The sequence below is a fragment of the Micromonospora citrea genome (assembly GCF_900090315.1).
GTDB classification, from domain to species: Bacteria; Actinomycetota; Actinomycetes; order Mycobacteriales; family Micromonosporaceae; genus Micromonospora; species Micromonospora citrea.
This window is the reverse complement of the sequence record NZ_FMHZ01000002.1, coordinates 5,883,406-5,907,001: the sequence shown is the minus strand read 5'-3', so window position 1 is coordinate 5,907,001 and position 23,596 is coordinate 5,883,406. Positions and strand designations below refer to the sequence as shown.

General features: G+C 69.9%; 30 protein-coding genes. 6 read left to right on the top strand and 24 right to left on the bottom strand.

Annotated features, from left to right (window positions below; translation table 11 throughout):
* Positions 1 to 40: 40 nt before the first annotated feature.
* The 3 genes from GA0070606_RS27045 to GA0070606_RS32205 form a co-directional block, all read right to left on the bottom strand.
* Positions 41 to 1,327 carry an IS256 family transposase gene (locus tag GA0070606_RS27045; RefSeq protein ID WP_091094740.1) on the bottom strand — a complete coding sequence of 429 codons (1,287 nt, stop codon included), beginning with the start codon at positions 1,325 to 1,327 and terminating at the stop codon, positions 41 to 43.
* A 314-nt stretch (positions 1,328 to 1,641) separates the two neighbouring features.
* Complete coding sequence (locus GA0070606_RS27040) at positions 1,642 to 2,442, bottom strand: tyrosine-type recombinase/integrase (protein WP_245724822.1); 801 nt, start codon at positions 2,440 to 2,442, stop codon at positions 1,642 to 1,644.
* A 237-nt stretch (positions 2,443 to 2,679) separates the two neighbouring features.
* Positions 2,680 to 2,982 carry an AbrB/MazE/SpoVT family DNA-binding domain-containing protein gene (locus tag GA0070606_RS32205; RefSeq protein ID WP_141721847.1) on the bottom strand — a complete coding sequence of 101 codons (303 nt, stop codon included), beginning with the start codon at positions 2,980 to 2,982 and terminating at the stop codon, positions 2,680 to 2,682.
* A 321-nt stretch (positions 2,983 to 3,303) separates the two neighbouring features.
* On the opposite strand from GA0070606_RS32205, the gene GA0070606_RS33550 reads away from it, so the two are divergent.
* Together GA0070606_RS33550 and GA0070606_RS33545 are read left to right on the top strand one after the other, a co-directional pair.
* Entirely contained in the window at positions 3,304 to 3,516 is a 213-nt protein-coding gene (locus tag GA0070606_RS33550) for a transposase family protein (RefSeq protein WP_245724821.1), read from the top strand.
* 70 nt (positions 3,517 to 3,586) lie between these two features.
* The gene (locus tag GA0070606_RS33545) at positions 3,587 to 3,919 is read left to right on the top strand and encodes a transposase (RefSeq protein WP_245724820.1); all 333 of its coding nucleotides are present in this window, start codon (positions 3,587 to 3,589) and stop codon (positions 3,917 to 3,919) included.
* A gap of 2 nt (positions 3,920 to 3,921) precedes the next feature.
* Here the strand turns inward: GA0070606_RS33545 and GA0070606_RS27025 are convergent, their stop codons facing one another.
* Entirely contained in the window at positions 3,922 to 5,166 is a 1,245-nt protein-coding gene (locus tag GA0070606_RS27025) for an IS256 family transposase (RefSeq protein ID WP_091105832.1), read from the bottom strand.
* A gap of 146 nt (positions 5,167 to 5,312) precedes the next feature.
* On the opposite strand from GA0070606_RS27025, the gene GA0070606_RS33540 reads away from it, so the two are divergent.
* The 3 genes from GA0070606_RS33540 (at position 5,313) to GA0070606_RS32735 (ending at position 8,154) form a co-directional block, all read left to right on the top strand.
* Positions 5,313 to 5,510 carry a hypothetical protein gene (locus GA0070606_RS33540; protein ID WP_245724819.1) on the top strand — a complete coding sequence of 66 codons (198 nt, stop codon included), beginning with the start codon at positions 5,313 to 5,315 and terminating at the stop codon, positions 5,508 to 5,510.
* Positions 5,507 to 5,908, top strand: coding sequence for a transposase (locus tag GA0070606_RS27020; protein ID WP_245724818.1), 402 nt, complete (start codon positions 5,507 to 5,509; stop codon positions 5,906 to 5,908). The genes GA0070606_RS33540 and GA0070606_RS27020 overlap by 4 nt, the downstream gene beginning before the upstream one ends.
* Positions 5,909 to 6,504: 596 nt before the next feature.
* Positions 6,505 to 8,154 carry an integrase gene (locus GA0070606_RS32735; protein WP_176737171.1) on the top strand — a complete coding sequence of 550 codons (1,650 nt, stop codon included), beginning with the start codon at positions 6,505 to 6,507 and terminating at the stop codon, positions 8,152 to 8,154.
* Positions 8,155 to 8,314: 160 nt separating this feature from the next.
* Here the strand turns inward: GA0070606_RS32735 and GA0070606_RS27010 are convergent, their stop codons facing one another.
* A complete protein-coding gene (locus GA0070606_RS27010; RefSeq protein WP_091105830.1) occupies positions 8,315 to 8,713 on the bottom strand; it encodes a hypothetical protein in 399 nt (132 codons plus the stop codon).
* Between the two features lie 513 nt (positions 8,714 to 9,226).
* Here GA0070606_RS27010 and GA0070606_RS27000 point away from each other — a divergent pair.
* The gene (locus GA0070606_RS27000) at positions 9,227 to 10,078 is read left to right on the top strand and encodes a hypothetical protein (RefSeq protein ID WP_091105828.1); all 852 of its coding nucleotides are present in this window, start codon (positions 9,227 to 9,229) and stop codon (positions 10,076 to 10,078) included.
* A 1,209-nt stretch (positions 10,079 to 11,287) separates the two neighbouring features.
* Here GA0070606_RS27000 and GA0070606_RS26995 read toward each other — a convergent pair.
* From GA0070606_RS26995 to GA0070606_RS26910, 19 genes are all read right to left on the bottom strand, one after another.
* Entirely contained in the window at positions 11,288 to 12,313 is a 1,026-nt protein-coding gene (locus GA0070606_RS26995; RefSeq protein WP_091105825.1) for a tyrosine-type recombinase/integrase, read from the bottom strand.
* Positions 12,303 to 12,800 (bottom strand): hypothetical protein, encoded by a 498-nt coding sequence (locus GA0070606_RS26990; RefSeq protein WP_091105823.1) that lies wholly within the window; start codon positions 12,798 to 12,800, stop codon positions 12,303 to 12,305. Before GA0070606_RS26990 ends, GA0070606_RS26995 begins: the two co-directional genes overlap by 11 nt.
* 341 nt (positions 12,801 to 13,141) lie before the next feature.
* Positions 13,142 to 13,639 carry a hypothetical protein gene (locus GA0070606_RS26985; RefSeq protein WP_141721845.1) on the bottom strand — a complete coding sequence of 166 codons (498 nt, stop codon included), beginning with the start codon at positions 13,637 to 13,639 and terminating at the stop codon, positions 13,142 to 13,144.
* A gap of 16 nt (positions 13,640 to 13,655) precedes the next feature.
* Positions 13,656 to 14,078: a hypothetical protein gene (locus GA0070606_RS26980; RefSeq protein WP_091105818.1), complete on the bottom strand. Its 423-nt coding sequence runs from the start codon at positions 14,076 to 14,078 to the stop codon at positions 13,656 to 13,658.
* Positions 14,068 to 14,334 carry a hypothetical protein gene (locus GA0070606_RS26975; RefSeq protein ID WP_091105815.1) on the bottom strand — a complete coding sequence of 89 codons (267 nt, stop codon included), beginning with the start codon at positions 14,332 to 14,334 and terminating at the stop codon, positions 14,068 to 14,070. Before GA0070606_RS26975 ends, GA0070606_RS26980 begins: the two co-directional genes overlap by 11 nt.
* Positions 14,331 to 14,477: a DUF6011 domain-containing protein gene (locus tag GA0070606_RS32730; protein ID WP_176737432.1), complete on the bottom strand. Its 147-nt coding sequence runs from the start codon at positions 14,475 to 14,477 to the stop codon at positions 14,331 to 14,333. Before GA0070606_RS32730 ends, GA0070606_RS26975 begins: the two co-directional genes overlap by 4 nt.
* Before the next feature lie 3 nt (positions 14,478 to 14,480).
* Positions 14,481 to 14,750 (bottom strand): hypothetical protein, encoded by a 270-nt coding sequence (locus GA0070606_RS26970; RefSeq protein ID WP_091105812.1) that lies wholly within the window; start codon positions 14,748 to 14,750, stop codon positions 14,481 to 14,483.
* On the bottom strand, positions 14,750 to 15,232 hold the full coding sequence (locus tag GA0070606_RS26965; protein WP_091105810.1) for a hypothetical protein: 483 nt from the start codon (positions 15,230 to 15,232) through the stop codon (positions 14,750 to 14,752). The genes GA0070606_RS26970 and GA0070606_RS26965 overlap by 1 nt, the downstream gene beginning before the upstream one ends.
* Positions 15,233 to 15,647: 415 nt before the next feature.
* Positions 15,648 to 15,827, bottom strand: a complete 180-nt coding sequence (locus GA0070606_RS26960) for a hypothetical protein (protein WP_091105807.1) — start codon at positions 15,825 to 15,827, stop codon at positions 15,648 to 15,650.
* A gap of 124 nt (positions 15,828 to 15,951) precedes the next feature.
* Positions 15,952 to 17,046 (bottom strand): ParB/RepB/Spo0J family partition protein, encoded by a 1,095-nt coding sequence (locus GA0070606_RS26955; RefSeq protein ID WP_176737431.1) that lies wholly within the window; start codon positions 17,044 to 17,046, stop codon positions 15,952 to 15,954.
* A gap of 118 nt (positions 17,047 to 17,164) precedes the next feature.
* Positions 17,165 to 17,452: a hypothetical protein gene (locus tag GA0070606_RS26950; RefSeq protein WP_091105801.1), complete on the bottom strand. Its 288-nt coding sequence runs from the start codon at positions 17,450 to 17,452 to the stop codon at positions 17,165 to 17,167.
* A 240-nt stretch (positions 17,453 to 17,692) separates the two neighbouring features.
* On the bottom strand, positions 17,693 to 18,658 hold the full coding sequence (locus GA0070606_RS26945; protein ID WP_091105798.1) for a recombinase family protein: 966 nt from the start codon (positions 18,656 to 18,658) through the stop codon (positions 17,693 to 17,695).
* 325 nt (positions 18,659 to 18,983) lie between these two features.
* Entirely contained in the window at positions 18,984 to 19,388 is a 405-nt protein-coding gene (locus GA0070606_RS26940; protein WP_091105796.1) for a hypothetical protein, read from the bottom strand.
* A 14-nt stretch (positions 19,389 to 19,402) separates the two neighbouring features.
* Positions 19,403 to 20,410, bottom strand: coding sequence for a DUF2637 domain-containing protein (locus GA0070606_RS26935; RefSeq protein ID WP_141721843.1), 1,008 nt, complete (start codon positions 20,408 to 20,410; stop codon positions 19,403 to 19,405).
* Positions 20,411 to 20,546: 136 nt separating this feature from the next.
* Complete coding sequence (locus tag GA0070606_RS26930) at positions 20,547 to 20,837, bottom strand: hypothetical protein (RefSeq protein ID WP_091105790.1); 291 nt, start codon at positions 20,835 to 20,837, stop codon at positions 20,547 to 20,549.
* 78 nt (positions 20,838 to 20,915) lie between these two features.
* Positions 20,916 to 21,155 (bottom strand): hypothetical protein, encoded by a 240-nt coding sequence (locus GA0070606_RS26925; protein ID WP_091105787.1) that lies wholly within the window; start codon positions 21,153 to 21,155, stop codon positions 20,916 to 20,918.
* A gap of 196 nt (positions 21,156 to 21,351) precedes the next feature.
* On the bottom strand, positions 21,352 to 21,669 hold the full coding sequence (locus GA0070606_RS26920) for a hypothetical protein (RefSeq protein ID WP_091105785.1): 318 nt from the start codon (positions 21,667 to 21,669) through the stop codon (positions 21,352 to 21,354).
* Between the two features lie 72 nt (positions 21,670 to 21,741).
* A complete protein-coding gene (locus tag GA0070606_RS26915) occupies positions 21,742 to 22,275 on the bottom strand; it encodes a hypothetical protein (RefSeq protein ID WP_091105781.1) in 534 nt (177 codons plus the stop codon).
* Positions 22,272 to 23,294, bottom strand: coding sequence for an AAA family ATPase (locus GA0070606_RS26910; protein ID WP_091105779.1), 1,023 nt, complete (start codon positions 23,292 to 23,294; stop codon positions 22,272 to 22,274). The genes GA0070606_RS26915 and GA0070606_RS26910 overlap by 4 nt, the downstream gene beginning before the upstream one ends.
* Between the last annotated feature and the right edge of the window lie 302 nt (positions 23,295 to 23,596).

The window sequence follows — 23,596 nt, the reverse complement described above, 5'->3', positions numbered from 1 at the left end:
GTTGGGGCTGTCTCGCCAACGGTGTTTCCGGCGATCTTGGTTAGTAGGTTTCAGCGGCTGGGAAGCGGTCGCTGAAGGTGATGGCGAAGGCGTTCAACGCGGGTTTCCAGCGCATCGTCCATCGGGCTCTGCCTGCTCCGGTGGGGTCCAGGGACCGGGTCACCAGGTACAGACACTTCAACGCGGCCTGCTCGTTCGGGAAGTGGCCGCGGGCCTTGATCGCTCGCCGGTAGCGGGCGTTGAGGGACTCGATCGCGTTGGTCGAGCAGATCACCGTGCGGATCTCGACGTCGTAGTCGAGGAACGGAATGAACTCCGTCCAGGCGTTGTCCCACAACCGGATCACCGCCGGATACCGGCCGCCCCACTTGTCGGCCAGGTCGTCGAACGCCGCCCTGGCGGCGGTGGCGTTGACCGCGGTGTAGATCGGCTTGATGTCACGCTTCAACTCGTCCCAGTACTTGCGGGAGGTCAACCGGAACGTGTTGCGGATCAGATGAATCACGCACGTCTGCACCACCGTCTGCGGCCACACGTTCGTGACCACCTCGGGCAGCCCTTTCAGCCCGTCGCAGACGAGGAAGAACACGTCCTTGACGCCGCGGTTGCGCAGGTCGGTCAGTACACTCATCCAGAACTTCGCGCCCTCACCACCTGTGCCGGCCCACAGCCCGAGGATGTCCTTCTCGCCGTCGAGAGAGACGCCGATCGCGGCGTAGAACGGCCGGTTCGCCACCTGCCCGTCCCTAACCTTGACCACGATGGCGTCGATGAACACCGCCGCGTAAATGGCGTCCAAGGGCCGGTGGGACCAGTCGGTCATCTCCTCGATGACCTTGTCGGTGATCCGGGAGATCGTCTCCTTCGACACCGACGCTCCATAGATCTCAGCGAAGTGCGCCGAGATCTCCCCGGTCGTCAATCCCTTGGCATACAACGACAACACCACCTCGTCGACCCCCGACAGGCGCCGCTGCCGCTTGCGGACGATCTGAGGATCGAACGTGCCGGCCCGGTCCCGTGGCACGTTGATCTGCACCGGCCCGCTGGTGTCGGTCAGCACCGTCTTCGGCCGGCTGCCGTTACGGATGTTGCCCGACCCCGCACCGGCCGCATCGTGCTTGGCGTAGCCGAGATGCTCGGTCATCTCCTCGTTCAACGCGGTCTCCAGGACCGTCTTGGTCAACTGCTTCAACAGACCGTCCGGCCCGGTCAACGACAGGCCCTGTTCCTTGGCCGCCCGAACGAGCTCGGCAGCGGCCTGCTCCTCCGCAGACGGCTCAGGCCGCTTCTTCCGTCCGGTCACGTCGTTCAGTGTCGCGGTCATCACGGCACCCTCCTCACCAGGCACAACGCCCGGTGGGTCAGGCCGGAAACACCGTTAGATCCACAGACCCCGCGTGTTCGCTCGGCCGGCGTCAGGCTACCCGCACAGTGCGACGAAGCCATCGCACGATGTGATCATTTGCTGTCCGTCGACCGCCGCAAGGCTATGCGGTGAAGCGCCACCAACCGATCCATGGAGGGACGCGCTCTGTGTTGTTGTCGCCCAACCCGCAATCCTCAACCTGCCGTGCCGTGCTGCGGCGCGATGGGGAGCCACTCCCCACCGCGCCGCCTGGGGCAAGTCAGATTGGCCGGTCAGGACAAGGTTGCTGTCGCCGGACCGTTGGAGGTCTCGCGCGTCGTGACGAGTGGGTGCGGCTGTCCGGTCATCGCCGACAGGGCGTCAGCGACGTCTTGGAGGTCGGCCTTGATGTAGGTGGTGGTGGAAGATCCTGGGCTGTCTGTATGCCCGGCGTAGGCGCGGGCTATCCCGTAGCCGAAGTGGCGTTCCACCCAGGTGAGGGTGGTGTGGCGCAGCCAGTGGGTGGAGATGCCCTGCTCGGCGACCCAGGGCAGGCGCTCGCCGATGCGTTTCCACAGGTTGTCGTAGCGGCGGCTGCTGATCGGCTGGCCGTCGCGGTAGCGCAACAAGCGGTCGGTGGGCAGAACGGCGCCGCGGACGCGGGCGCGTTCGTGCAGGTGCTCGGCCAGGTCGAGGCTGATCGGCTGCCACCGCACGGTGCCTTTCTCTGCCAGGCGCACGAGCCCGTTGGTGCGATCCAGGTCGATAAGCCGCAGGGCGAGGGCGCCGCCGCGGCGGCAGGCGCTTTCGGTGTGCAGGCGCAGCAGGAGGGCGTCGAGGATGACGTCGTTGCCGCTGGTCCGCGCCACCGCGTTGATCTCCTCCAGTTCGTGCGGCGTCAGGGCGCGGCGTGTGCTGGGGAGGCGGCGGGGTTTGGCGACGCGGTGGGCGGGACTGGCCGAGGCGTCGATCAGGCCATCAGCCACAGCCCGGGAGTAGAAGGCGCGGGCGGCGGCGATGACATGCTCGCCGGCATGCCGGCCGTTGCGGCTGTTACGCCGCGACCGGGCCCTGGCGATCATCTGCTGTTTCATCGCCTCGATGTCGCTCGCTGCGACGTGGTTTAGAGGCCAATCACCCCACGCTGCGGCCATCCGCGCCCAGTACGTGCCGTACGTACGTCTCGCACCCGGGCCCGCCGCCGCAAGGACGCGAGGCAGGTACTCGGCGACCGTCGGCAGAGAGAGTGACATGCCGGCGTTGGACTGGAGGTCGGCCAGGGTGCACCGAGATGCGCGAGGACCTGCCGGGCCGCGGCAACAGTGGCAGGGTCAGCAGACATAGCTGGCTCCTGCCACCTCGACATGCAGGTCGGCGAGCAGCCGAGCGACGGCGCCGATCGGATGCACAACGATCAGGTCATGGATGACAAGAGCAGCCAGCAGCACCGGCTGGCCCTGCTCGATTCGGCACATACGTCGCGCATACGCCGGCAGTGGCAGCTGCCCTCGGCTACCCACCTTGTGCCGACCATCGCCGGCCGAGGCGATGATGAGCATCCCTTGGTGCGGCTGGATGTCGAGGTGATGTCCCGGCTGCCAGCCCAGCGCGCGCAGGATGTGCTGCGCGACCACTCGGCCGCAGCGGGATGGGAGGGCCGTCCCTAGCAGAAGTTCAGCGGGATTGGCGGCCGCCGGTAGTTGAACTCGGGCGGGTAGTGCCGGCATCGATACCGGACGGGGACGCGGACGAGCGGGCAGGGCGGCAGGAACAAGCGGAGAGACAAGCTGCTTACCGCCCGGTCGGAGGGAAGGTCAGGGCCCCGGCAAAGTCGTGGCGGTGTCCGACTTGAGTGGACTGGAGCAGAAGCGCCGTTGTTGATGGCAGCAAGACGGGCATGACTGGTTCGGAAGATCATCAAGGTTCCTACGCCGTGTTGATCGCCGAAGTGAGTCATGCCCGCGCTGCCATCATCGCTGATCTCGTCGGTGTCGTGTGCACCGGCTCTGACTGTGTCCGAAGCCGCTGGCGGGCTGCTCGCAGCGCTGGCCGATCTGCCTGATCCGCGGGCCCGGCGAGGGGTGCGGCACCGGCTGTCGGTGGTGGTGACCGCTGCGGTATGCGCGGTGGTGGCGGGCAATCGTTCCTACACCGCGATCGCTGAGTGAATCGCCGACGTGCCGGCGACGACCGCGTTTGCGCTGGGCATGGCCCCCGGACCGGCACCCGTCCGAGGCGATGATCCGCCGGCTGTTGCAGGCCATGGACCCGCAGCTGCTGACCGCGGCGGTCAGTGTCTGGCTCGCCAGCCGGTCTGCGGCCGGCACGTCGACGGCCCGGCGAGCGATCGCCGTCGACGGCAAGACGTTGCGCGGCTCGCGCACCACCGACAACGCGGCCCGGCATGTGCTCGCTGCCTGCGACCAGGCGGTCGGCGTGGTCCTGGCCAGTACCGACGTCGACGGTAAAACCAATGAGATCACCCGATTTCAGCCACTGCTCGACCAGATCGGGCGACGGTCACGTCCGCGCGAGTGGTGTAAGAGACGGCCATCGCGGGATCCGGGTTGATGTTATGCGGCGATCGGGGTGGGCTCGTCCTGGTCGGTGTCGTGTCGGTCGGGCTGGGCAGGGATGAGGCGGGCTTTGGCGAGGAGTTCCAAGCCCATGTAGCGGCGGCCTTCGGTCCACTCGTCGGTCTGCTCGGCCAGGACGGCGCCGACGAGGCGGATGATCGCCGGCCGGTTGGGGAAGATCCCGACGACGTCGGTGCGGCGTCGGATCTCCTTGTTCAGCCGTTCCTGCGGGTTGTTCGACCAGATCTGGCGCCAGATCTCGCGGGGGAAGCCGGTGAACGCGAGGAGGTCGTCGCGGGCGGTGTCGAGGTGCTCGGCCGCGGCCGGGAACCTGGCTTCGATGGTGGTCACGACCCGTGTGAACTGGGCGCGGACGGCGTCGGTGTCGGGTTGGTCGAAGATCGTGCGGACGAGTGTGGCGATCCACGGTTGCGCCGACTTCGGGACTTTGGTCAGCAGGTTGCGCAGGTAGTGGGTGCGGCAGCGTTGCCATGACGCGCCGGGCAGGGCGGCTCCGATCGCGGCCACGAGGCCGGCGTGGGCGTCGGAGATGACCAGGCGGACACCGGTCAGGCCGCGGGCGGTCAAGGATCGTAGGAAGGCCAGCCAGCCGGCGCCGTCCTCGTCCGAGGCGACGTCGAGGCCGAGGACTTCGCGCCCTCCGTCGGCGTTGACGCCGACGGCGATCAGGGCATGAACGTTGACGGTCCGGCCTGCCTCGCGGACTTTCATCGTCAGCGCGTCCATCCACACGAACGTGTAATGGCCCGAGTCGAGGGGCCGGTTGCGGAACGCCTCGACCTGCGCGTCCAGGTGGGCGGCCATCTCCGATACCTGCGACTTGGACAGCTGCCGGATCCCGAGCTGCTCGACCAGCTTCTCCACCCGCCGGGTCGACACCCCGAGCAGGTAGGAGGTGGCCACGACCGAGACCAGGGCCTGCTCGGCCCGCCGGCGATGGGTCAGCAACCAGTCGGGGAAGTAGGAGCCCTGGCGCAGCTTCGGGATCGCCAGGTCGATCGTCCCGGCCCGGGTGTCCCACTCCCGAGGCCGGTAGCCATTGCGGGAGTTCACCCGATCCTCGCTGCGCTGCCCGTAACCGGCGCCGCAGATCGCGTCCGCCTCAGCGGACATCAACGCCTGCGCGAACGTTTTGATCATCGCCTGCAACACGTCCGGCGACGCGCCCTCGATCTGCTCGCGCAGCAGGTCAACAGGGTTCACACTCTCTGAAGCGGCCATCGCGTTCTCTCTTCCTTCTCTGACTTGGTCGTCTTGAAGGATCGACGCGATGGCCGTCTCTCATCTACGCAACACGCCCATCACGGGCAAGTCGTACACCACTTCCCTGGACGCAACCTCGGCGGGCGGGCGACCTGCGCGACACCGTGATCACCGCTGACGCGCTGCACTGCCAGCGGGAGCATGTCGACTACCTCGCCGAACGGGGCGCGCACTGGATCCTGACCGTGAAGGGCAACCAGCCGAGCCTGCACGCCCAGCTCCCGGTCTGCCCTGGCGGGCCGTCCCCGACGCCACCCGCGACACCGACCGTGGACACGGCCGCCGCGAGGTCCGCACCATGAAGGCGCTGACGATCTCCACCGGCATCAACTTCCCCCACGCCGCTCAAGCGCTGCAGATCCGCCGCCGCAGGCGGCGCCTGGACCAGCCGAAACGCTTCACCACCGAGACCGTCTACGCCATCACCGACCTGCGCGTGCACCAAGCGAGACCGGGGCAACTGGCCGCATGGATCCGCGGCCACTGGAACATCGAAAACAAGATCCACTGGGTGCGGAACGTCACCTACGACGAAGACCGATCCCAGATCCGCACCGGCACCGGACCCGAGGTCATGGCCACCCTACGCAACGCCGCCATCGGCGCCCTCCGCCTGACCGGGGTCACCAACATCGCCGCCGCCAACCGACATCACGCCCGCGACAGCACCCGCCCCCTGGCACTAATCGGCATCACCTGACGACTTTGCCGGGGCCCTGGAGGGAAGGTCGTGTCATGGCGGTGACAACGGGAGACGGCGTCCTGGGCCTCGTCGTTCCCGACGGTCGGGAGCCATCGGTGGCCGACGACGCGTACCGCTTCGCGTGGATCCTGAGCGGAACCTGACACAAGTCAAGTGGGAAATTTTCGTGGTCAGGTGTTCTGTAAATCTGCGGGTTGAGCTGCTGGTTTGTTGATCCATACGGTGTCGGGCAGGGCCGGGGTCGGGGGGCGGCGGGTGAACCGGTCCGGGTGGGCTTGCCAGGCGGCGTCAAGGATCTTGCCGCTGGTCGTGCACGTGGCCAGCGGTGCCGCAGTGCACGAGGCGGGGGTGTGTAGACCAATCCCGGAGAACAGCAGATCATGTGCGGGTCTGGGTCGGGCGCATCGCCGCAGCGGCGTGGGCTGAGAGGGCCCACGCGAGCCCACAACAGGCGAAAGCAGACATCAGGGCGTAAAGAAAGAGGGGCAGTAGCCTTTCGGCGGGTGCCCCTCTGTGTCTGCCAAAAACAATACACGACCTGGCCGGCCACCGCCGGGACGGCGGCTGTCGGGGTCTCCCACTACCGTTCATATGTGACCACGCCCACCACGCCGGCAGCCACCGCGACCTACGACCGGCACGTGATCGCCCGAATGATCGACTTCTTCACCATCGACGGCACCCCCTGGCCGCGGCGGCTGTGGGACGTCGGCTCGTTGCTGGCCTTGGAGGAGTTATGGGAGGCTAGCGCCTGGGCGGCGCAGAAGGTGCTCACTGCCACGGCATGTGACTGGCAGCGCAACCAGCTGCGCGCAGTTGTCGGCCCCGACGTCGGCCTTGGCGAAAAGGAGCTGCGCAAGGAGCTGACAGCCCTGCTCAATGCGCCGCTGCCCGACCCGAGCCCAGCCCGGCGACGTCTCAAAGAGCTCATCGAGCACGCCCGTCCCGGCTACGTCGACCGGTGGGCCGCCGCGGTCGCCAAGCACCTCGCCGAGCGACCCAAGCCCGAGCGGCTCGCACGGACGGTTGCCGGGCACCTGCTGGACCTGGGATACGACGCAAACCATCTTGCGGTCTGGGCCAACGAACTCAATGCCGGCCAGGCCACGGCGATCGAGGTCATCGAAGCCGCTGCCGCACTGGCACGTGCGACCAAGCGGTCTTTCGACGTCGTTGTGGTGCTGCTGGCCGCACCAGAGCGGCTGCTAGCGGAACAGCAACCGAACTGGATGACCAAAGGGCAGGTCATCGAATGGCTCAAAGCGCGTGGCTTCACCACCCGCGGTCTTCGCGCCGGCGGTGGCTTTCGATACGAGGTCAGAGCGTTGGACGCCTACGGCGCTGCCGACCATGCCCGCCAGCTTGTGGAACGGATGGTGGCCCGCTCGTCGTTCCAGCGAAGCAACCGCGGCGGCATCACCGCTGCCCCGTCCATCTGGGTCGACGGCCACTCCGAACCGATACCGCTGCTCACCCCGGCGCGCGGGGCCAACATCCTCGCGCTCGTACACGAAGGCCACCTCTACCGCGTTGACGGCGAACGCAGCCTGATCGACGACGCGCTGGAACTGGCGGCACCACTCAACCAGGGCGCGCTCGGCCCGGCGGTCGCCGGCGGCTGGGCCGCTGTGGAGTCGCTGCTCACTCACCCCGACGATCCTCAGGAGGAGGAGCGCTCCGGCAAGGCCGTCGCCGCCGACCGGCTCGCCGCGATCATCGCCTGCTCGTGGCCCCGAGCCGAGCTCACTGCGTTGGCACACCGCCACGATCCGCCCCAGCCGGACACGCTCAGCGCGGCCCTGGGGTCGTGCACGACCAACATCGAGCGTGCCCGGGCGGTGGCCGACGGCATGATCGCCAGAACGGCGCTGCCCTACCTGTCTGGACGCAAGTTGCAGCGCCACAGCGACATGGCCGCCGTCGAGCGGATGGTCCGTTTGGTCGCCGAACCCCGCGCCGAGCTGAACAAAGCGGTCACGACCTTCAAGATCGCGTTGCGGAGGTTGTACCGGACCCGCAACATCGTGCTGCATGGCGGGTCGACCAAGGGCGTGGCGCTGCAGGCAGCCTTGCGCATCGGCGCGCCGCTGGTCGGTGCCGGGCTCGACCGGCTGGCCCATGCGGCCCTAACCGAGGGCATTCACCCGCTCGACCTGGCCGCCCGGGCAGAGCTGGCTCTTCAGTTGGTCGATGGGGAGACCGGCCTGTCGGTCGTCGAGCTGCTCGAGCCTAGGCGCCGATAGCGCTTTCGCCAGAGAAGGAAGAGGGGCAGCGACCGAACTCGTCGGTGGGTGCCCCTTCAATCCTGGGGTGAAACCTACCATCGGCAGGCCTCACGTGACGTGCGCCGCAGACGGGCGGGGCACGGCTGCTGGCGATCGTTTGACAATGTTGACTAGGCGATCAGTCGTCGGCGTTCGTTGGGCGGATCGACTGGAGCCAGACTCGAGGGCCGCCGTTGTCGATCTGCCAGAAGCTCCAGCCGTTGCGGTTGTCGTTCACCCTCGGGTTGTAGTGGCGAACAATTGCGCGGGCCGCGCCGGTGGGAGTCTTGAAGGACTTGCCCTTGAGTGGGCCGTCGACGATCTGAACTCGGGCTGGTGCGAAATAGAGTGCACGCGTCCGGTGCCCCTCGTAGTCGGCGTAAATCGGTACGCCGTTCTCTCTTTCGGTTGGCTCATCGCCAGCCAAGGAGCTATCGGCGATCAGCCGCCGCACGATCTCACCTTCCGTGACGTTCGCCATCCGCGCGGCGAAGGACACGGTCCGCTTGGTGCCGTCGTCAACCTCAATCGTGGCCATGCATCATCCTCCGCTCGCGTTGACAAGACCTTAGCGCAGATCGAAGCGTAAACCAAGTAGTCCGAAACGCAGCTCCGGCGCAAGCTGGCAAGTGATCTTCACCGAGCATTCGCGGTCGGCTGCTACCACAAGCCCGCCCGATCACGCCACGCGGAACCCGGAGCGGCCTGCACACCCGCAGGTCGTACCGCTGCTCGCAGGCCCGCAGATAGTCCACGACGTGCCCGGCGGTCGGGAAGCCCTCGCCCTCCTACCGAGGCATCCCCCACCCCGGCAGCGGGCTGTACTCCGCTGGCGAGAACAACCGCAACGAGTCCCGAGCGGGTAGGCACACGGACAGTGACAGGCGCTGACGGTCAACGCCCGCCTTTGGGTGGCGTGAGCGCACATCACCGCCGAGTTTCCGTAGGTTGAGTCACCCCAGCCAATCGCGGGAGACCGTCGACACGCAATCGAAGTAACCGCTGGTGTGACTCTCGACCAAGGTGAAGGAGGGATGTGTAGTGTGTACCCATGACACGCGTTGACTTTCGGTACCTCGCGGACCTCCTCACCCCACGCCACGCTGCCACAGTCGACGACCCGGCCGAACGGAACCGCCTTGCCGGCCTGGTCGACACCGGCACATCCGAGTACATCGCCGGCTTCATCTCTCAAGCCGGCCGGGTCCTCGGTGAAGCGGTGAAATCGGGCGAGACGGTCCTATACGAGAGCGACATCACGCTGGACGCTGACGGTGGCTGGGAGCCTGGAACCCCGTCCCGAATGTGGATAGCGACAGCGGGCACTCGACGGGAGGACGTATTCGACGACGCCGCCCGCGTCTTCCTGGCCCAAAGCCTGCGCACCGGGGCCGCCAGCCAGTTCTGTGGATGGCGGGACCGGGTCGTCGCAATCGTGCCCGAGGAAGTCGGCCCCAAGGAGTCGAAGATCATCCGTACCCTGGCCGGCGGCGGTATCGAGGTCGTACACACGTACACCGTTCTCGATGCGTACGGCACCTACGCCCGATGGGTCACCGACCTTGCCCTGGAGTATGGAAGCGCTGACGAGGCAATTGCTTCCGACACGCCCCGACCGCCCGGCATGGCGCAATCGGTCGTGAGCGCATGGCTGATGCGCGAGGCGGGCGAGGCACAGCTCCAGCAAGCCCGCCACTCCCTGAAGTTCGGCCTAGCGGGGTACGCGCGGGTGCCGAGTGAGGAGCTGCCGATCGCCGAACTCGCCCGCTCCCTCTACACCGACCGCGCGAACTTGACGAAGGTCATTAAGGCGGCCGAGAAAGATGCCAGGATCACCGGGATCCTCGACGCGATCGCGTCCGGGGACACCGACCGGATCATCACGACTCTTCGCAACGGGTAGAACAGCCGGGCCTCTGCCGACCTCGGATGGCAGCCCGGGCCGGAAAGCCGACATGGGCGGACCTGTGTGGAGCGGCCACAGACGTCGCGTACTTGGCGGTCGAGCTGCTAGTTGCCGTGCCCGCGCTCGACCAGGAGCAGTTGCGCCGACGGCCGGACTGGCCGTCGACGCTGTAGGTGCACCACTTGGGAGGTCGCGCGATTTCGGCGCCTGGGGTACGGCAGGTGCGTCGCGGCACATCTGAGCGCGACGGAGATGGCGCGCTTCGCGGCCGACTACTGTGACCTCGTCTCCCGCCTACCACCCGCTGCGATGCGGCTCGTCTTCGGGCGCCGGAGAGGTCGGCACACGCTGCTACGCCTTCCCGATGCCCCCGGCCGCCGGCAGACGACGGTTCGGAGGCGCCAGCCAGTCGACGGTCGCCGGACGCACCATGATCACGTGAGCGCTCATCGGCATATCAAGCAGAAGCGGATACGCCAGACGACCGATGCCGTGCTGCTGGTTACGAAACCGCCGCCGACCACTTCCGGAGCATGACGACCAGGTCAATGAGGGCGAGCACGATCATGCCGGCGGTCCACAACGCGACGGTGGCCAATAGCCAGCCGGCCCGGCCGGGCAGCGGGGCGCGGCGAGGGCCTCGACGGTGTAGGCGGTGCGCCAGCCGTATCCGGTGCAGCAGCCAGGTGGAGGACGGGGTTCGACCACAGCGGTTGCCCGCACGCGCAGGCGGTTTGCCACGGCTGGTCGGGGGCACGCCGTGGACGACGGTGGACAGCCCAGGACCGGCACAACGGCTGGCGAGGGCAGCCGGCGGAGGTGAGTCGGGGCGGGGCGGGGACGGTCACTTCTCATCCAGGCTGGTGCGGAGCTGGGTGGCCAGCGTGATCGTGTCTTCGTGTGGTTCGGCGTCGAGGTCAGCGAGGGCTTTTGGTCAGTGCGCGCAGGAGCGTGCGGATGCCGTCGACGTCGGAGTGTGGGTGGAGCGCCGGATTCTGCTCGGCCGCCCCGGAGTCGGCGTCTTCGTGGCCGAGGCAGAGAAGTAGTAGCCGAGCCTCCGACCACCTGGGCCACGACCTGAATCCACACTGTCTGCCGCCGACCCACATTCCTGGAGCGGGCCAGGGCCAGGGTGACAAGGTGGGAGTGTCCTGACGCGTGGCACAGCCGTAACAACCGCACCCGCCGTCCGCGTAACGACGTCGCCTACCTGGAGGTGTGCGGTGAGGCGAGGGGGTGTGGCTCGCCGGTCATGGCCGCGAGGGCGGTGGCGACGGCGTGAAGGTCTGCCTTGATGTAGGTGGTGGTGGCGGGTCCGCGGCGGTCGGTGTGTCCGGCGTAGGCGCGGGCTACTCCGTAGCCGAAGTGGCGTTCGACCCAGGTGAGGGTGGTGTGGCGCAGCCAGTGGGTGGAGATGCCCTGCGCGGCTACCCAGGGCAGACGTTCGCCGATGCGTTTCCATAGGTGATCGTAGCGGCGGCTGCTGATCGGCCGGCCGTTGCGGTAGCGCAGCAACCGGTCGGGGGGCAGGACCGCGCCCCGGGCGTGGGCGTGTTCTTGGAGGCGTTCGGCGAGGGTCGGGGTGATGGGTTGCCAGCGCAGGGTGCCACCCTTCTCGGTGAGGCGGACCAGGGCATGGGCGGTGTCGAGGTCGACCAGGCGGAGGGCGAGGGCGCCGCCGCGTCGGCAGGCGGTTTCGGTGTGCAGCCGCAGCAGCAGGGCATCCAGGATGACGTCGTTGCCGCTGGCACGCACCACCAGGTTGATGTCCTGCGGTTCCTCGGGCGTGAGGGCGCGGCGGGGATTGGGTAGCCGGCGCGGCTTAACGACCCGGTGGGCCGGGCTTGCCGCGGCGGTGAGGTAGCCGTCGGCGATGGCCCGGCGGTAGACGGCGCGGGCGGCGGCGATGACATGCTCACCGGCATGACGGCCCTGGCGGCCCGTGCGTCGGGTGCGGGCACCGGCGGTGACCTGCCGCATGAAGGCTTCGATGTCGCTGGGGGTCACCTCGTCCAACCGCAGGTGACCGAGCGCCGCAGTCATCCTGTCCCAGTAGGTGCCGTAGGTGCGGCGGGTGCCCGGACTGGCGGCGGCCGCGACCCGCGGGAGGTATTCGGCGAGCGTCGGCATATCGCGCGACAGGTCAGGGTCGGCGGCGAGGTCGGCCAGGGTGAGGCCGAGGTGGGCCAGCATCTGCCGGGCGGTGGCGATGCGTGACGGATCAGCCGGCATGCGAGGGGTCTCCGAGGAGGGTGGCGTGCAGGTCCGTGAGGAGTCGCGTGATGGTGTTCGAGGGGTGCACGACGAGCAGATCGCGTGGCGGGATCGCCGCCAGCAGCACCGGCCGACGCGGATGGATACCGCAGAGTTGCCGGGCTGCGGCGGGCAGAGGTAGTGCCGCGCGGGCGCCGACGGCGTGCGTCCCGTCGGGTCTCGCAGTGATCAGAAGAAGGCCGTCGGTGACGTCGACGTGGAGGCGGTGACCGGCAGGCCAGCGAAGCGCCCGCAGCAACGTTCGGGCCGCCACCCGGCCGTCGGCGGTCGGGCGGGCCACGTCGAAGACGAGGTCCTCGACCGGTTCCCGCCCAGCTAGGAGGGCTGCGGGCAGCGCCGGCATGGGAGCCGGTGGCGGTGCCGGGCGAGGAAGCGGAGTGGGGATGACCGCGCCGATCATCTGCTCGTTGAGGCGTCGGCGGAACGGTTGCCCGGCGGTCGTCATGGTGACCGCCGCAGGCGTTCGCGGGTCGTCAGCGCGCAACAGCGAAGGCCGCGACCAACGACGGATGCAGGAGTGCTACGCGGTGCCCTCATCGAGAGCCACCATGATGGTGAGCTCTCGTGATCTGGCACGAAGAGTGGTGTCCGAGGGGGGACTTGAACCCCGCAGCTCCAACCCGTTGAGCTGCAACGATTCTATCGGCGCTGCTCAGCTTGTGTCTACTCGTGCCCGGTCGTGGCCGCTTGTAGCCCTCTGTTCCCCGCCGTGATCCCCCGGGGATCACCGTTGATCTTGCCCAAGCGAAGGGGGCCGGCCCATCGGACCGGCCCCCAGCTGTACGGCTACGGTCGCTCAGCGACCCCGTGCACCGTGTCGGCCGCGTCGACCGGCACCTCTTCCCACATCCAGTGGCCGCCCATCACAACGTACCGGCCGTGCTCGTCCGGCTCGATGCGCAGGTCCTCCTCATCGAGGGCCTTCCGGTCGACCACGATCACGTCGCCTTCCCAGCGCATCGGCGGCACGTCCTGGTCCAGGTACCGCTCCAGCTTGTCGCCGGCCAGCCCCGAGTGCTCCAGCAGCACCCGGTTGTGCCGCCGGGACATCTCCTGGTCGGTCACCACCGCGGCGGCGACGTCGCGGGTGCAGGACCACACCGCCCAGCCGTTCCACCGCCGGACCAGCGTGCCGGCGTACGCCGACTCGAACCGGCGGCCGCCGTCGTACGGGTACTCCAGCCACTCCCCCGAGAAGTACCCGGGCTCGCCGGGCTGGAGGTGCGGGTCGAGGTCGAGCGGCACGCCCGCGTCCGGTCGAGGTCGGTCAAGAGTCAGTTCCACGTGAACTCCTTCGTCGTCAGAACAGGGTCGCTGCCGGCGTTTCGCGCCGCCGGTCCAGCTCGCGCACTTCGTGTCCGGTCTGGTCCTCCCACCACGCCGCGAACATGCGCCGGTGGCACCAGTTCTCCGGCGGCGGCACGTTCAGGTCGCAGAAGCAGAGCAGGACCAGGCGGTCGCTACCGGCCGCGTCGGCGATCTCCGCGAACTGCTCGGAGATCAGGTCCACCCCGGCGGCCTCCAGCCGCTCCAGGTAGATGTGCCGGTACGGCCCTTCCTGCATCCGCAGCATCCCGTACGTCGGCGCCAGCAGCCGGGCGAACCCGGCCAGGTCGTACGGCAACGGGAACCGGGGCTTGCCGACCGTCGTCCGGACCGGCGCGCCCTGGTCAGGGCTGAACCGCTGGTAGCGGTTCGTGTACAGCTGCAACTCAACCTCCATGTTGAGGCTCTTCGTGGTCGTAGTAGAGCTTCCCGATCAACGGGACCAGCTCGTCCAGGTGAGCGCCCAGCGCGTCCAGCGCGGACGCGACCACCGACGGCGGACCCTGGATGGTCAGCAGCTCCAGCTCCACGATCGCGTCGCCGTGGGCGACATCGACCGGCTGGGCGTCGGGCAGCGGCGGCAGCGGCAGGACCGCCCTCGCCTCCACCCTCGGCACGTAGATCCCGCCCTCGTGCCTCAGGATCACGCTCACGCTGCTCCCTCCATCAGTAGCCGCTTGATGCGGCACTTCGGTCCGACCCGCTCGGCACGAGCCCGCTTCGTCCGCAGCGGACGTCCGCAGTCCTCGCACTCCACGGGCTCTTCGTCGGGGCTGGCCGCCACCTGGTCAGGCATCGGCTACCTCCTCCCTCGCAGCCGGGCGGCAATCCCCTGGCACCATCCGCGGTCGACCCCGAGCCGTTCGGCCACCTCGTCGGCGCTGTAGCCGTCGACGAGGTACCTCGTGGCCAGGGTCGCCACCCGGTCGTCGACCGGCGGGGCGTCCGCCGGCGGCCGGGTCGCCATCGGGCGGCCCCGGCGCGGCGGCGGCTCGGCCCCCGTCTCGCGCCGGGTGGCGCGGGCCCGGGCCAGAGCCCGGTCCCGCGCCGTCTTCGGCTCGTCGGCCACTACGCCGCGACCTTGGCCCCGGCCCGGTGCTGCCCCTTCGGCGCCGGCATCGGCACGACCGCCCTCGCGGTGCGGCTGGCCAGCCACTCGCCGCCGACGCGGGCCAGCCGCTCGACCAGCTCGTTGCGCAGCTTCACCGCGCCCTGGACGTACTGCTCCAGGTCGTGCAGGACCGCACGGGCCAGCGAGTCGCCGCTGGCCGCCTTCTGCCGCGCGCCGGGCAGCAGGTACCGCTCGTGGGCGGCCAGCTCCAGGTCGGCGACGTCGCAGGCGAACGCGATCCCGCGCACCTCGGCGCCCTTGTGGATCGCGTCGACCACGGCCTCGGCCAGGTCGCGGGCGTCGCGCTCGTCGAGGCGCAGCCCAATGTCCTTCCCGGTGGCGACGAGCACGGCGGCCGCCGTCTCCCGCACCTCCAGGTAGCCGGGCAGGGCCGCCTTCACCTGCCGGGCCTGCTCTTCGTGCTGGGTGGTGTGGCTCATCGGGCCTCACCCCACCGATATTTGGGGCCGCAGTCACGCATTGCGGCCGTACAGCTTGCGGGCACAGTTGTCCCCTCTCCGTTCGGTTTCGGCAGCTGAGCTGCCCTGACTTCCGCGACGAGCGCCGGACCGGCGTGGGTGTCGAACACCGCGCGTCGGGCGACCCGGAAGGCCGCCGGTCCGAGCGGGACCGCGTTCATCATCCGCGCCTGCCGGTACAGCTCGGCCTGCGCTCGTCGCATCGCCTGCCGCAGGCGGGCCGGCCCGGACGGCAGCGGCCACGCCCACAGGACCGTGACCACTCGCCTCGCACCGATCGCCTCCAACAGCCGGGGGTTGTACATAGACATTGTATCGGACAGACCACGCACAGTCAAACTGCGACCGTACAGGTGACGGGCACGGCGACGCCGCCTCACAGGTTCAGAGCCCGCCGCTGCTCGTCGGAGAGCACCCGCCGGGCCTTCTCGACCAGCGGCCCGCCGTCGCAGGCCAGGCACAGCACCACCGGGTCACGGTCGCCCCGGCGGGCCCGCACCCGGGCTCGCCGGCAGATCCCGCACGGCGTCAGGTCGATCGGCCCGAGCACCGGCATCAGTGCGCTCCACGCGAACAGGCGTCCACGCCCGGAGCATAGCCACTCCCACCGCGCCCGCGCAGGCTGCGCCGGGACGAGGAACGCCCCGCGGGTCAGCCCGCGGGGCGTCCACTCGCACCGGTCAGTGCTGGCACACCGAGCAGAACCCGACCTCCTGCACCGCGTCGGCGTGGCCCTCCCACGTGCAGTTCGGGTCCACCTTGATCGACCCGTCGTTGACCAGCGGCCCCGGCACCGTCGGCACCGGCGTCACGTCGACCAGCTCGGCCGGCACCTCCACCACGACTTCCGGGTCAAGCTCCACCTTGACCGACGCCGCGATCGCCTGCGCCTTGCGCAGCTTCGCCGACACCTTCCCCGCCGCCGTCCGCAGGTGGTCGACGCGCTGCCGGTACGCGGCCACGCCGCCGTCGGCGCCGGCGAGCAGCTTCGCCAGCTCCACCTCGTCCAGCTGCGCCAGCTCGGCCAGGATCTCGCCGGCCGCCGCCAGGCGGTCGATCTTGCTGGTCACCTTCTTCCGCTTGGCAACCACCTCGGCCTGCTCTTCCTCGCTGTGCTCGGCCTCGTCGAGCTGGAAGAACCCGCCCTGGTCCTCCGCCGCCTTGCACGCCTTGGCGAACGCCTCCGCGTCCCGCGCCGACGAGAACTCGCCGCGCGCCCACTTCACCAGGAACCGCCGCTGCTGGTCGGCGGACAGCCGGCACACGTACCAGGCGACGCCCACCTGCAGCTGACCCTTGGCCACGAGCTGCTTCGCGTCGTCGATCAGGCCGAGCAGGTCGATCCGCCACCCGATGTACGGCTGGCTCTTGCCGAACAGCTCGGCGATCGCCTCGACCTCCCAGCCGGCGTCCGCGAGGCGCGCGTAGGCCGCGGCCTCCTCCATCGCCGTCATGTCCTGCCGGTTGACGTTCTCCGCCACCTGCGCGATGAACGCCGCCTCGTCGTCCATCTCCCAGACCATCGCGGCCAGCTCCTCGATGCCGCCCTGCTGGGCGGCCCGCCAGCGCCGCTCGCCGACGACCAGGCGGTAGGTGCCCGCCTTCGCCAGCTTCCGCACGGCGACCGGCTGGAGCTGGCCGAGCTTCTTCATCGACGCCGCCAGCTCGGCCAGCTCCTCCTCGGTGAACTGCTTGCGCGGCTGGTCCGGGTCCGCCTCGATCTTTCCGACGGGGATCGTCCGCAGCACCGGCTTCGCCGGCTTCTTCGCAGTCACACTCGCAACCATCGTCTTCCTCCACAGTGAACGGGGGCGCACCAAGCGGTACACATTCATTGTAGTCAAAAGACGATCTTGCCGTCAATGTTTTATGTACACCGGACCGTGGAGCGCGTCACGATGCCATCGCCGTCGAGGACACCATCGCCGCGAGGAGCGTCGGGGCCAGGGGGCCAGCGGCCGCCATGCTGCGAGCCGTCCGCACCGTGCGCCGCACCGTGCGCCGCACCGCCCGACCGGCCACTCTCGACAGCATCTCGACCGGCGCCTCAGGCCGCAGCACGGCCGCCACCTTCTCCGCCTGCTCGTCGCTGAGGTCGGCGTCGTCCACCCGCCCCGACGCCAGCTCCGCCTCGATCCGCTCCGCCAGCGTCTGGACCTCGATCTCGCGCTTCCGGTACAACGTCTCAGCTCCCCGTCATCCGTCTCGATGCACTAACCATCCCACTGCGGCCCCACAGGGCAGCCGGCGGTTAAGGCAGCCTTAAGAAAGATCAACGCAGATGATCCTATGCAGACGGTGGCCGGAAAAAACAGGGCGGAACCGAACTCGGCAAATACTTTTCACGCACCACGCGGCAGCGCCCTGTTACATCGAGGCACCCCGCGCCGATAGAACAATGCGGAGGAAACTACTCACCGGTCACTTCCAGACGAACTCCAGGCGGTCGACGTCGAGCTGCGTCGCCCCCGCCCGGGTCGCCGGCTTCACGATGATCCGGTCCAGCACCAGCGCCAGCAGCTCGCGGCGCCGCTCCAGCGGCGCGTCGATCCACCACTCGGCCAGGCCCTCCGGCGTCGTCGCCGGCAGCGCCTGCAACCGCTGCGCCTGGGCCAGCCGCTCGCGCAGCTGCTTCTGCTCGCGCTTCGCCTCGGCCTCGATCGCCGTCAGCGTCACCAGGCTGATCTCCCGCTTGGCGTACGCCTGGCCGGCCTCGGCGAGACGGTCGTCGATCGCCTGCAGAACCGCCTGCATCGTCCCCTCGCCGCTGAGCGCCGAGCCGACCGCGCGCTCCAGCCGGGCGCGCACCTTCGGCGACGCCAGCCGCGCGAGCGCCCGGGCGGCGACCTCCTCCTCCAGGCTCTCCGCCGCGATCCGGATGCGCCCGCACCCGTAGCTCGGGCTGCCGGCCCGGCAGACGTACCCGCGCTTGCCGCTGTTGCTCGGCTGCGTGTAGAGCGGCTTCCCGTCGATGTGCGTGCCCGGCCCGTGCTCATCCGGCAGCGGGTAGCCGCACACCAGGAACCCGCCGGACAGCAGGTACTTCCGCACGTTCGTCGCGCCCGGCTGCTTGCGCTCCGGAGCGTCCAGCAGCTCCAGCAGCCGCTGGTGGGTGGCCGCGTCGATGATCGGCGCCCACGAGCCGCTGCCGACGACCTCGCCGTGGTAGGTCCGCAGGCCCGCCAGCCGCGGGTTGCGCAGCAGCCGCGACAGCGACTGCTGGGTCCAGGGCCGCCCGGCCGACGTCATGATCTCTCGCGCCCGCAGATCGGCGACGGTTGATCGCATACTCTCCCCGTCGAGCACTCGCTTCACGACGTCGCGGATCACCGCCGCCTCGGCGTCGATGATCTCCAGTCCTGTCTCGTCGTACCCGTAGCAACGCATCGGACCCCCAGCACGCGAAAAGCCGGCCTGAACTCGACCGGCCTATAAGCTAGCAGTGCTCCATCGCACCGTGCTACCTACGGGCTCGTATGAGTCACCCGCAGCAATTGTCGCCTTCCAGACACTGTGACCTCACAGGCAACTCGGACAACTGCGGACACAATGAGCCCGGGACCCCCTGCTCGAGGTCCCGGGCTCTTGGTCGGTTGCGGGTCCGGTCAGGCCTCGCTGTCCCCCGACGGCTCTCCTGACCGGCCCCGCACACCGCACGGCATCGTGGGACGAGGCCGGTCACATTCAACCACTGCGACCGGACGGCTCGCCACTACAGCGAAACCCAGCGGTCGCCCTCGCGGTACTGGATCTCGACGCACCCGTAGTTCGGCGTGCCGAAGTCGTACAGCGGCCCGAAGTCGGCCTCGCCGCCGGGCTCCCCCTCGGTCCAGATCAGGCCCTCGTACACCACGCCGCGCTCGTCCGGGTCGACGTCCTTCCCGTCCGCGATCGCGCCCTCGTCGATGTCGCCCTCGTCGAGCAGTCGGAACCGGCGGCCCTGCGTCCGGGCCCGCTCGAACATCTCCTCGGTCGCCTGCCCGGGGCCAGCCGTCCCGACCTCCGACTCCGACGTGCCGTGCAGCTCGTGGTCCCGGTCCCGGGTCAGCACCCAGGCGTACGGGTCGCTGGGGAACTGCGCCGCCCGCGCGGCCTGGATCATCGCCATCGACACCATCTGTCTCTCCTCCTCTACTCGACCCCGGCGCCGACCGGCACCCGGGCTTCCTGCTGGTCGGTTTCGCCGGCGACGCCACCGCCGGCCTCCTGCTCGGCCTGGAGCTCGCCCCGGGCCTCCTTGATCCGGTTCCGGCCCCACCGCTCGCTGCGCTTGAAGCGGTCGCCGAGCGCCTTGCCCGTCAGCGGCTCCCCGGCCGCCAGCGAGTCCCGCCACACCTTCCGGGCCGCCGCGTTCTCGTCAGCCGTGTCCGGCGGCACCGGGTCCGGCGGCGGCACCGGCTGCTGGGCTGGCCACGGCTCCGGCGGCACCACCACGTCCAGCGACGGCAGCGGCACCCGCGCCGACTGCGGCACCGGCTCGGGGTCCGGCGGCAATGGCAGCGGCTCCGGCTCGGGGTCCGGCAGCGGCACCGGCACGTGCTCGGGCTCGTCGGCACGCGGCACCGGCTCGCACTCCGGCACGGCGGCCGGCGGCACCGGCTCCGGCCCGGGCTTCGGCACCGGCACCGGGGGCGGCGGCACCGGGGCCGCGGCGACGGACGCCAGGAACGCCTCCCGCTCGGCGGCACGGGCCAGGGCGGCGGCACGCTCGGCCGCGTCCGCCTCGCGCCGCTGCTGCGACAGCACCACCAGCCCGATCGACGCCACAACCACCAGGCCGTCGACGGACAGCGGCAGCGTGCTCGCCGTCAGGCCGTCCTCGCCGTACTCCAGGGCCAGGCCCTTCATGTGCCGGTAGCTGGCCAGCGCGGCGACCCCGGCGACGATCACCGTGCTGGCGATCTGCACGCGCCGCAGCCAGGTGTGCCGCGGGGGCGGCACCCGCGTCATCACCTCCGAGCACAGCAGCAGCGCCAGCGGCGCCCACCCCGCGACGGCACGCGCCACGGCACCGGCACCGGCGTGCGCGATGTTCGCCGCCAGCGATGCCGCGATGCCGGCACTGAACGCCAGCCACACCGACGCCCACGCGCCCCGGCTCGGCCGCTCCGGCACGTCGACCTTCTCCACGTGAACCACGCCGGCCTACCCGGCGGCCTCGGCGGCACCGCCGCCGGTCGGCAGTGCCGGCACGTCCGGCACCCTCTTGCTCTCCATCGGTTTCCCTCCAACAGGTCGAGGCCGCCCGGGGGTCCCGGGCGGCTCTCGTCGGTCGTCACAGGCGGGTCAGCGTCTCCCCCACCAGCTCGCCGCGCTCGGCCACAGCCGCCTCGTGCTCGTGCAAGTGGTTGGCGCACAGCAGGCGCTCCTGCGTCCACGGGGCCAGCTCCAGGCCCTCCTCCGGGTCGAACAGGCACAGCCCGCCGTCCCCGCACTTCTCGCCGTCGTGCTCGAGCACCACGCGGGCGACCGCCGGCTGGGTGCACGGCCCGCCGTCCTCCTCGGGCACGAACTCGGCGTTGAAGGTCGGGGTCACAAGGCGCTCGGTGCAGGTCAGCTCGGTCATCTCTCGCTCCTCAGGTCAGGGCAGGTCGGGTCGGGCACGGAAGCGGCGGGCACGCTCGAGGCGCGCCCGCCGGCTCGGTCAGCGGTACTGCTTGAGCGACAGGGTGAACTCGCGGCCGTCGGTCAGCCGGATGACCACCCCGTGGTCGGTCGTCATGAAGCCCGCGTCGCTCAGCGACTGGACCTCGCGGACCTCGGTCGGCTCGCCGTCGCTGTCGGCCAGCGGCTCCTCGCCCGCCGACTCGGCGGCCTCCTCCAGGTCCAGCGTCTCGGCAGCGGCCAGCAGGGCGCGCTCCAGGATCTCCTCGTAGCTCAGCATCTCGGCTCTCTCCTCACAGGCAGAGTGGGGGGCGGAACGTACAACTTCATTGTAGGCAGACGGTAATCTCGCGTACAAGTTTTATGTACGCTCCGGGCCGTGGAGCGCGTCACACAAAGGGCGGTCGTCCCCCGTCCCCGGAGAGCGCCGAACAGCCCGGGCCGGGTAGTGGAGTGAGGCGGTCCGCCGGCCCGGCTTAGACGGGCTGTGAGCGGTCGGGCCGCTCGCCCAGCCGCCGTGCGTCCAGCTCGGCCGCCGCCTCCAGCAGCCACGCCGGCGGGCCCGGCCGCTGGCCCGCGGGGCGCGGCAGCGCACGCCCGCCCGGTGCGGTCCGCTCCCGCCCGCAGCCCTGGCACCTGGTCGTCAGCCACACCAGGCCACCGCCCTCGGTCGCCGAGCCGTCGAGCAGCCCGGCGCAGCCGTCGCACACCCCGACCGGGCCGACCTCGGCGGCGGCGGCGAACGCCTCCACGTCGACCAGGCCGTCACGCACCAGCCGCGCGTCGATCGCCACCGCTCACCTCCCCCGGCTCCGATGTGGAGCGGGGCCGGGAGAAGGTCGCCCCTCGCCCGGCCCCGCACCCGCTCACTCCTGCTCGGCCGCCGGCAGCGCCAGCAGCTCCGGCAGCGCCAGCCGACCGTCCCGGTAGGCCGCCGCCACCTCCTCCCGGCCGCCCTTCTTGAACGTCAGCGTCGTCGACGGCGGCGGCGGCTCCGCGACCTCCACGAAGTCGAGGACCCGGCCCGTCTCGCCGTCGACCACCGTGCCGTCCGGCTCGACCTTCATCCGGCCGAGCAGCGCCTTGCGCCAGGCGGCCCGCACCGACTCGACCGGCGCCGGAGTCGTCACCGCCACCTCCGACGGGTGCTCCTGCTTGCACCAGGCCAGGAACCCGGCCTCGTCGACCACGTAGCCCGTCTTCGGCTCGGAGAGCGTCACCTGCGCCACCGCGCCGTCGTAGCCCGGCAGCTTCACCTGCACCGTCGTCACGCCCAGCTCGCCGTTCAGCTCGACCAGCTGGCCGTCGGCCTCGGCCCGCGCCAGGTCGTAGACCTTGCGCACCTCGTCCATCAGGGCCTTCAACACCGCCGCCCGCATGGCCGCCTGCTGCACGTTCACCGGCCCGCTCCCGCCGTCTCCGGCTGCCGGCCGTTGACCGACGTCGCGCCGGCCGCCTCGCTCAGCCCGCTGTCGAGCTGGGTGCCCGGGGCCTCGGCCGCTCGCCGCGCGGCCGCGATCTCCGCGCCTCGCGCATTGAAGGCGTCCCGCAGCTTCTGCGTCTTGCCGAGGCGCTGCGCCCGCTGCCACAGGACCGCCAGGTCCTCCCGCGACGAGCACGCCGCCAGGGCCTTCGGCCAGTCGAGGTCCTTCGGCGGCTCGCCGTTGTCCAGCCAGTCGAGCAGCTGGTGGCCCAGCTCCGCGTCCGGCTTGTGGATCACCTCGTCGGCCAGGGCGTCGCACCGGCTCTTCGTCACCCGCAGGTAGTGCCCCTGGTCGAGGTCGCCCACCAGGTCGAACTCGTACTCCAGGCCATCGCGCTGGTCGGGCTGCATGCCCAGCTTGGACACCTGCTTCCGCCCGTCGGCGCCCTCCGTGATCTCGTACTTCTGCTTCGACCGGAGGCACACCACAACGTGCCCGGGGAAGCTCATCAGCGCCTCGATGTACGCCCGCTCGACCGGGCGCACGTCCTTCCAGCCGTCCATCGACCGGCCGCCGTGGTTGCGGGCGAACAGGTCGACCAGCTCCAGGATGCCGCCCGGCCCGAACCAGTAGTGCGAGGCCGAGTCGAGCATGAAGCCGGTGAAGCCGGCCACCGCCGCCTCGTCGATCAGCTCAACGAGCTGCCGCGGGTCGTACCGCACCGGGCTGATCTTCGAGAACCCGTAGCCACCGGCCTCCTCGGGCGTCATGTCGCCGACGCCGGGCAGCTCCGGGTTGACCGCGTACTTGTCCGCCGAGTCCCGCTCGGTGTCGACGAACGCGATCCGCTCGATGCCGTCGGCGACGGTCACCGAGCCGGTCAGCGTGTACAGCAGCTTCAACCCGGTCAGGGTCTTGCCTGCCCCGCTCGGCCCTGCGAGGGCGATCCGCGCCTTGGCCTTCTTGCGGCTGGCGGGCATGAACCGTGAACTCATCCTTCGTCCCTTTCCACGTGAACGAACGTCCTACATAGACTCTATACGGTCGCCGTTGGGCACTGCGACCCGACACCCGCGACCGACGAAAAAGCACCCGCGCAGTCCGCGCAAGCCAAGCTCCCGACAGCGGCCGGCAGGCCGCAGGCGGGATGCCGGCAGATCACCGGCGTGGCCAACTCGGTGCAACCCGTGGCGTCGCGGTGCCGCCAGTCGTCCCCGGCGGCCACCAGGTCGCCGCCGCACGTCGCGCACTGCGCGACGTCGACCGGCGCGAGGTACACCCTCACTCCCCGATCACT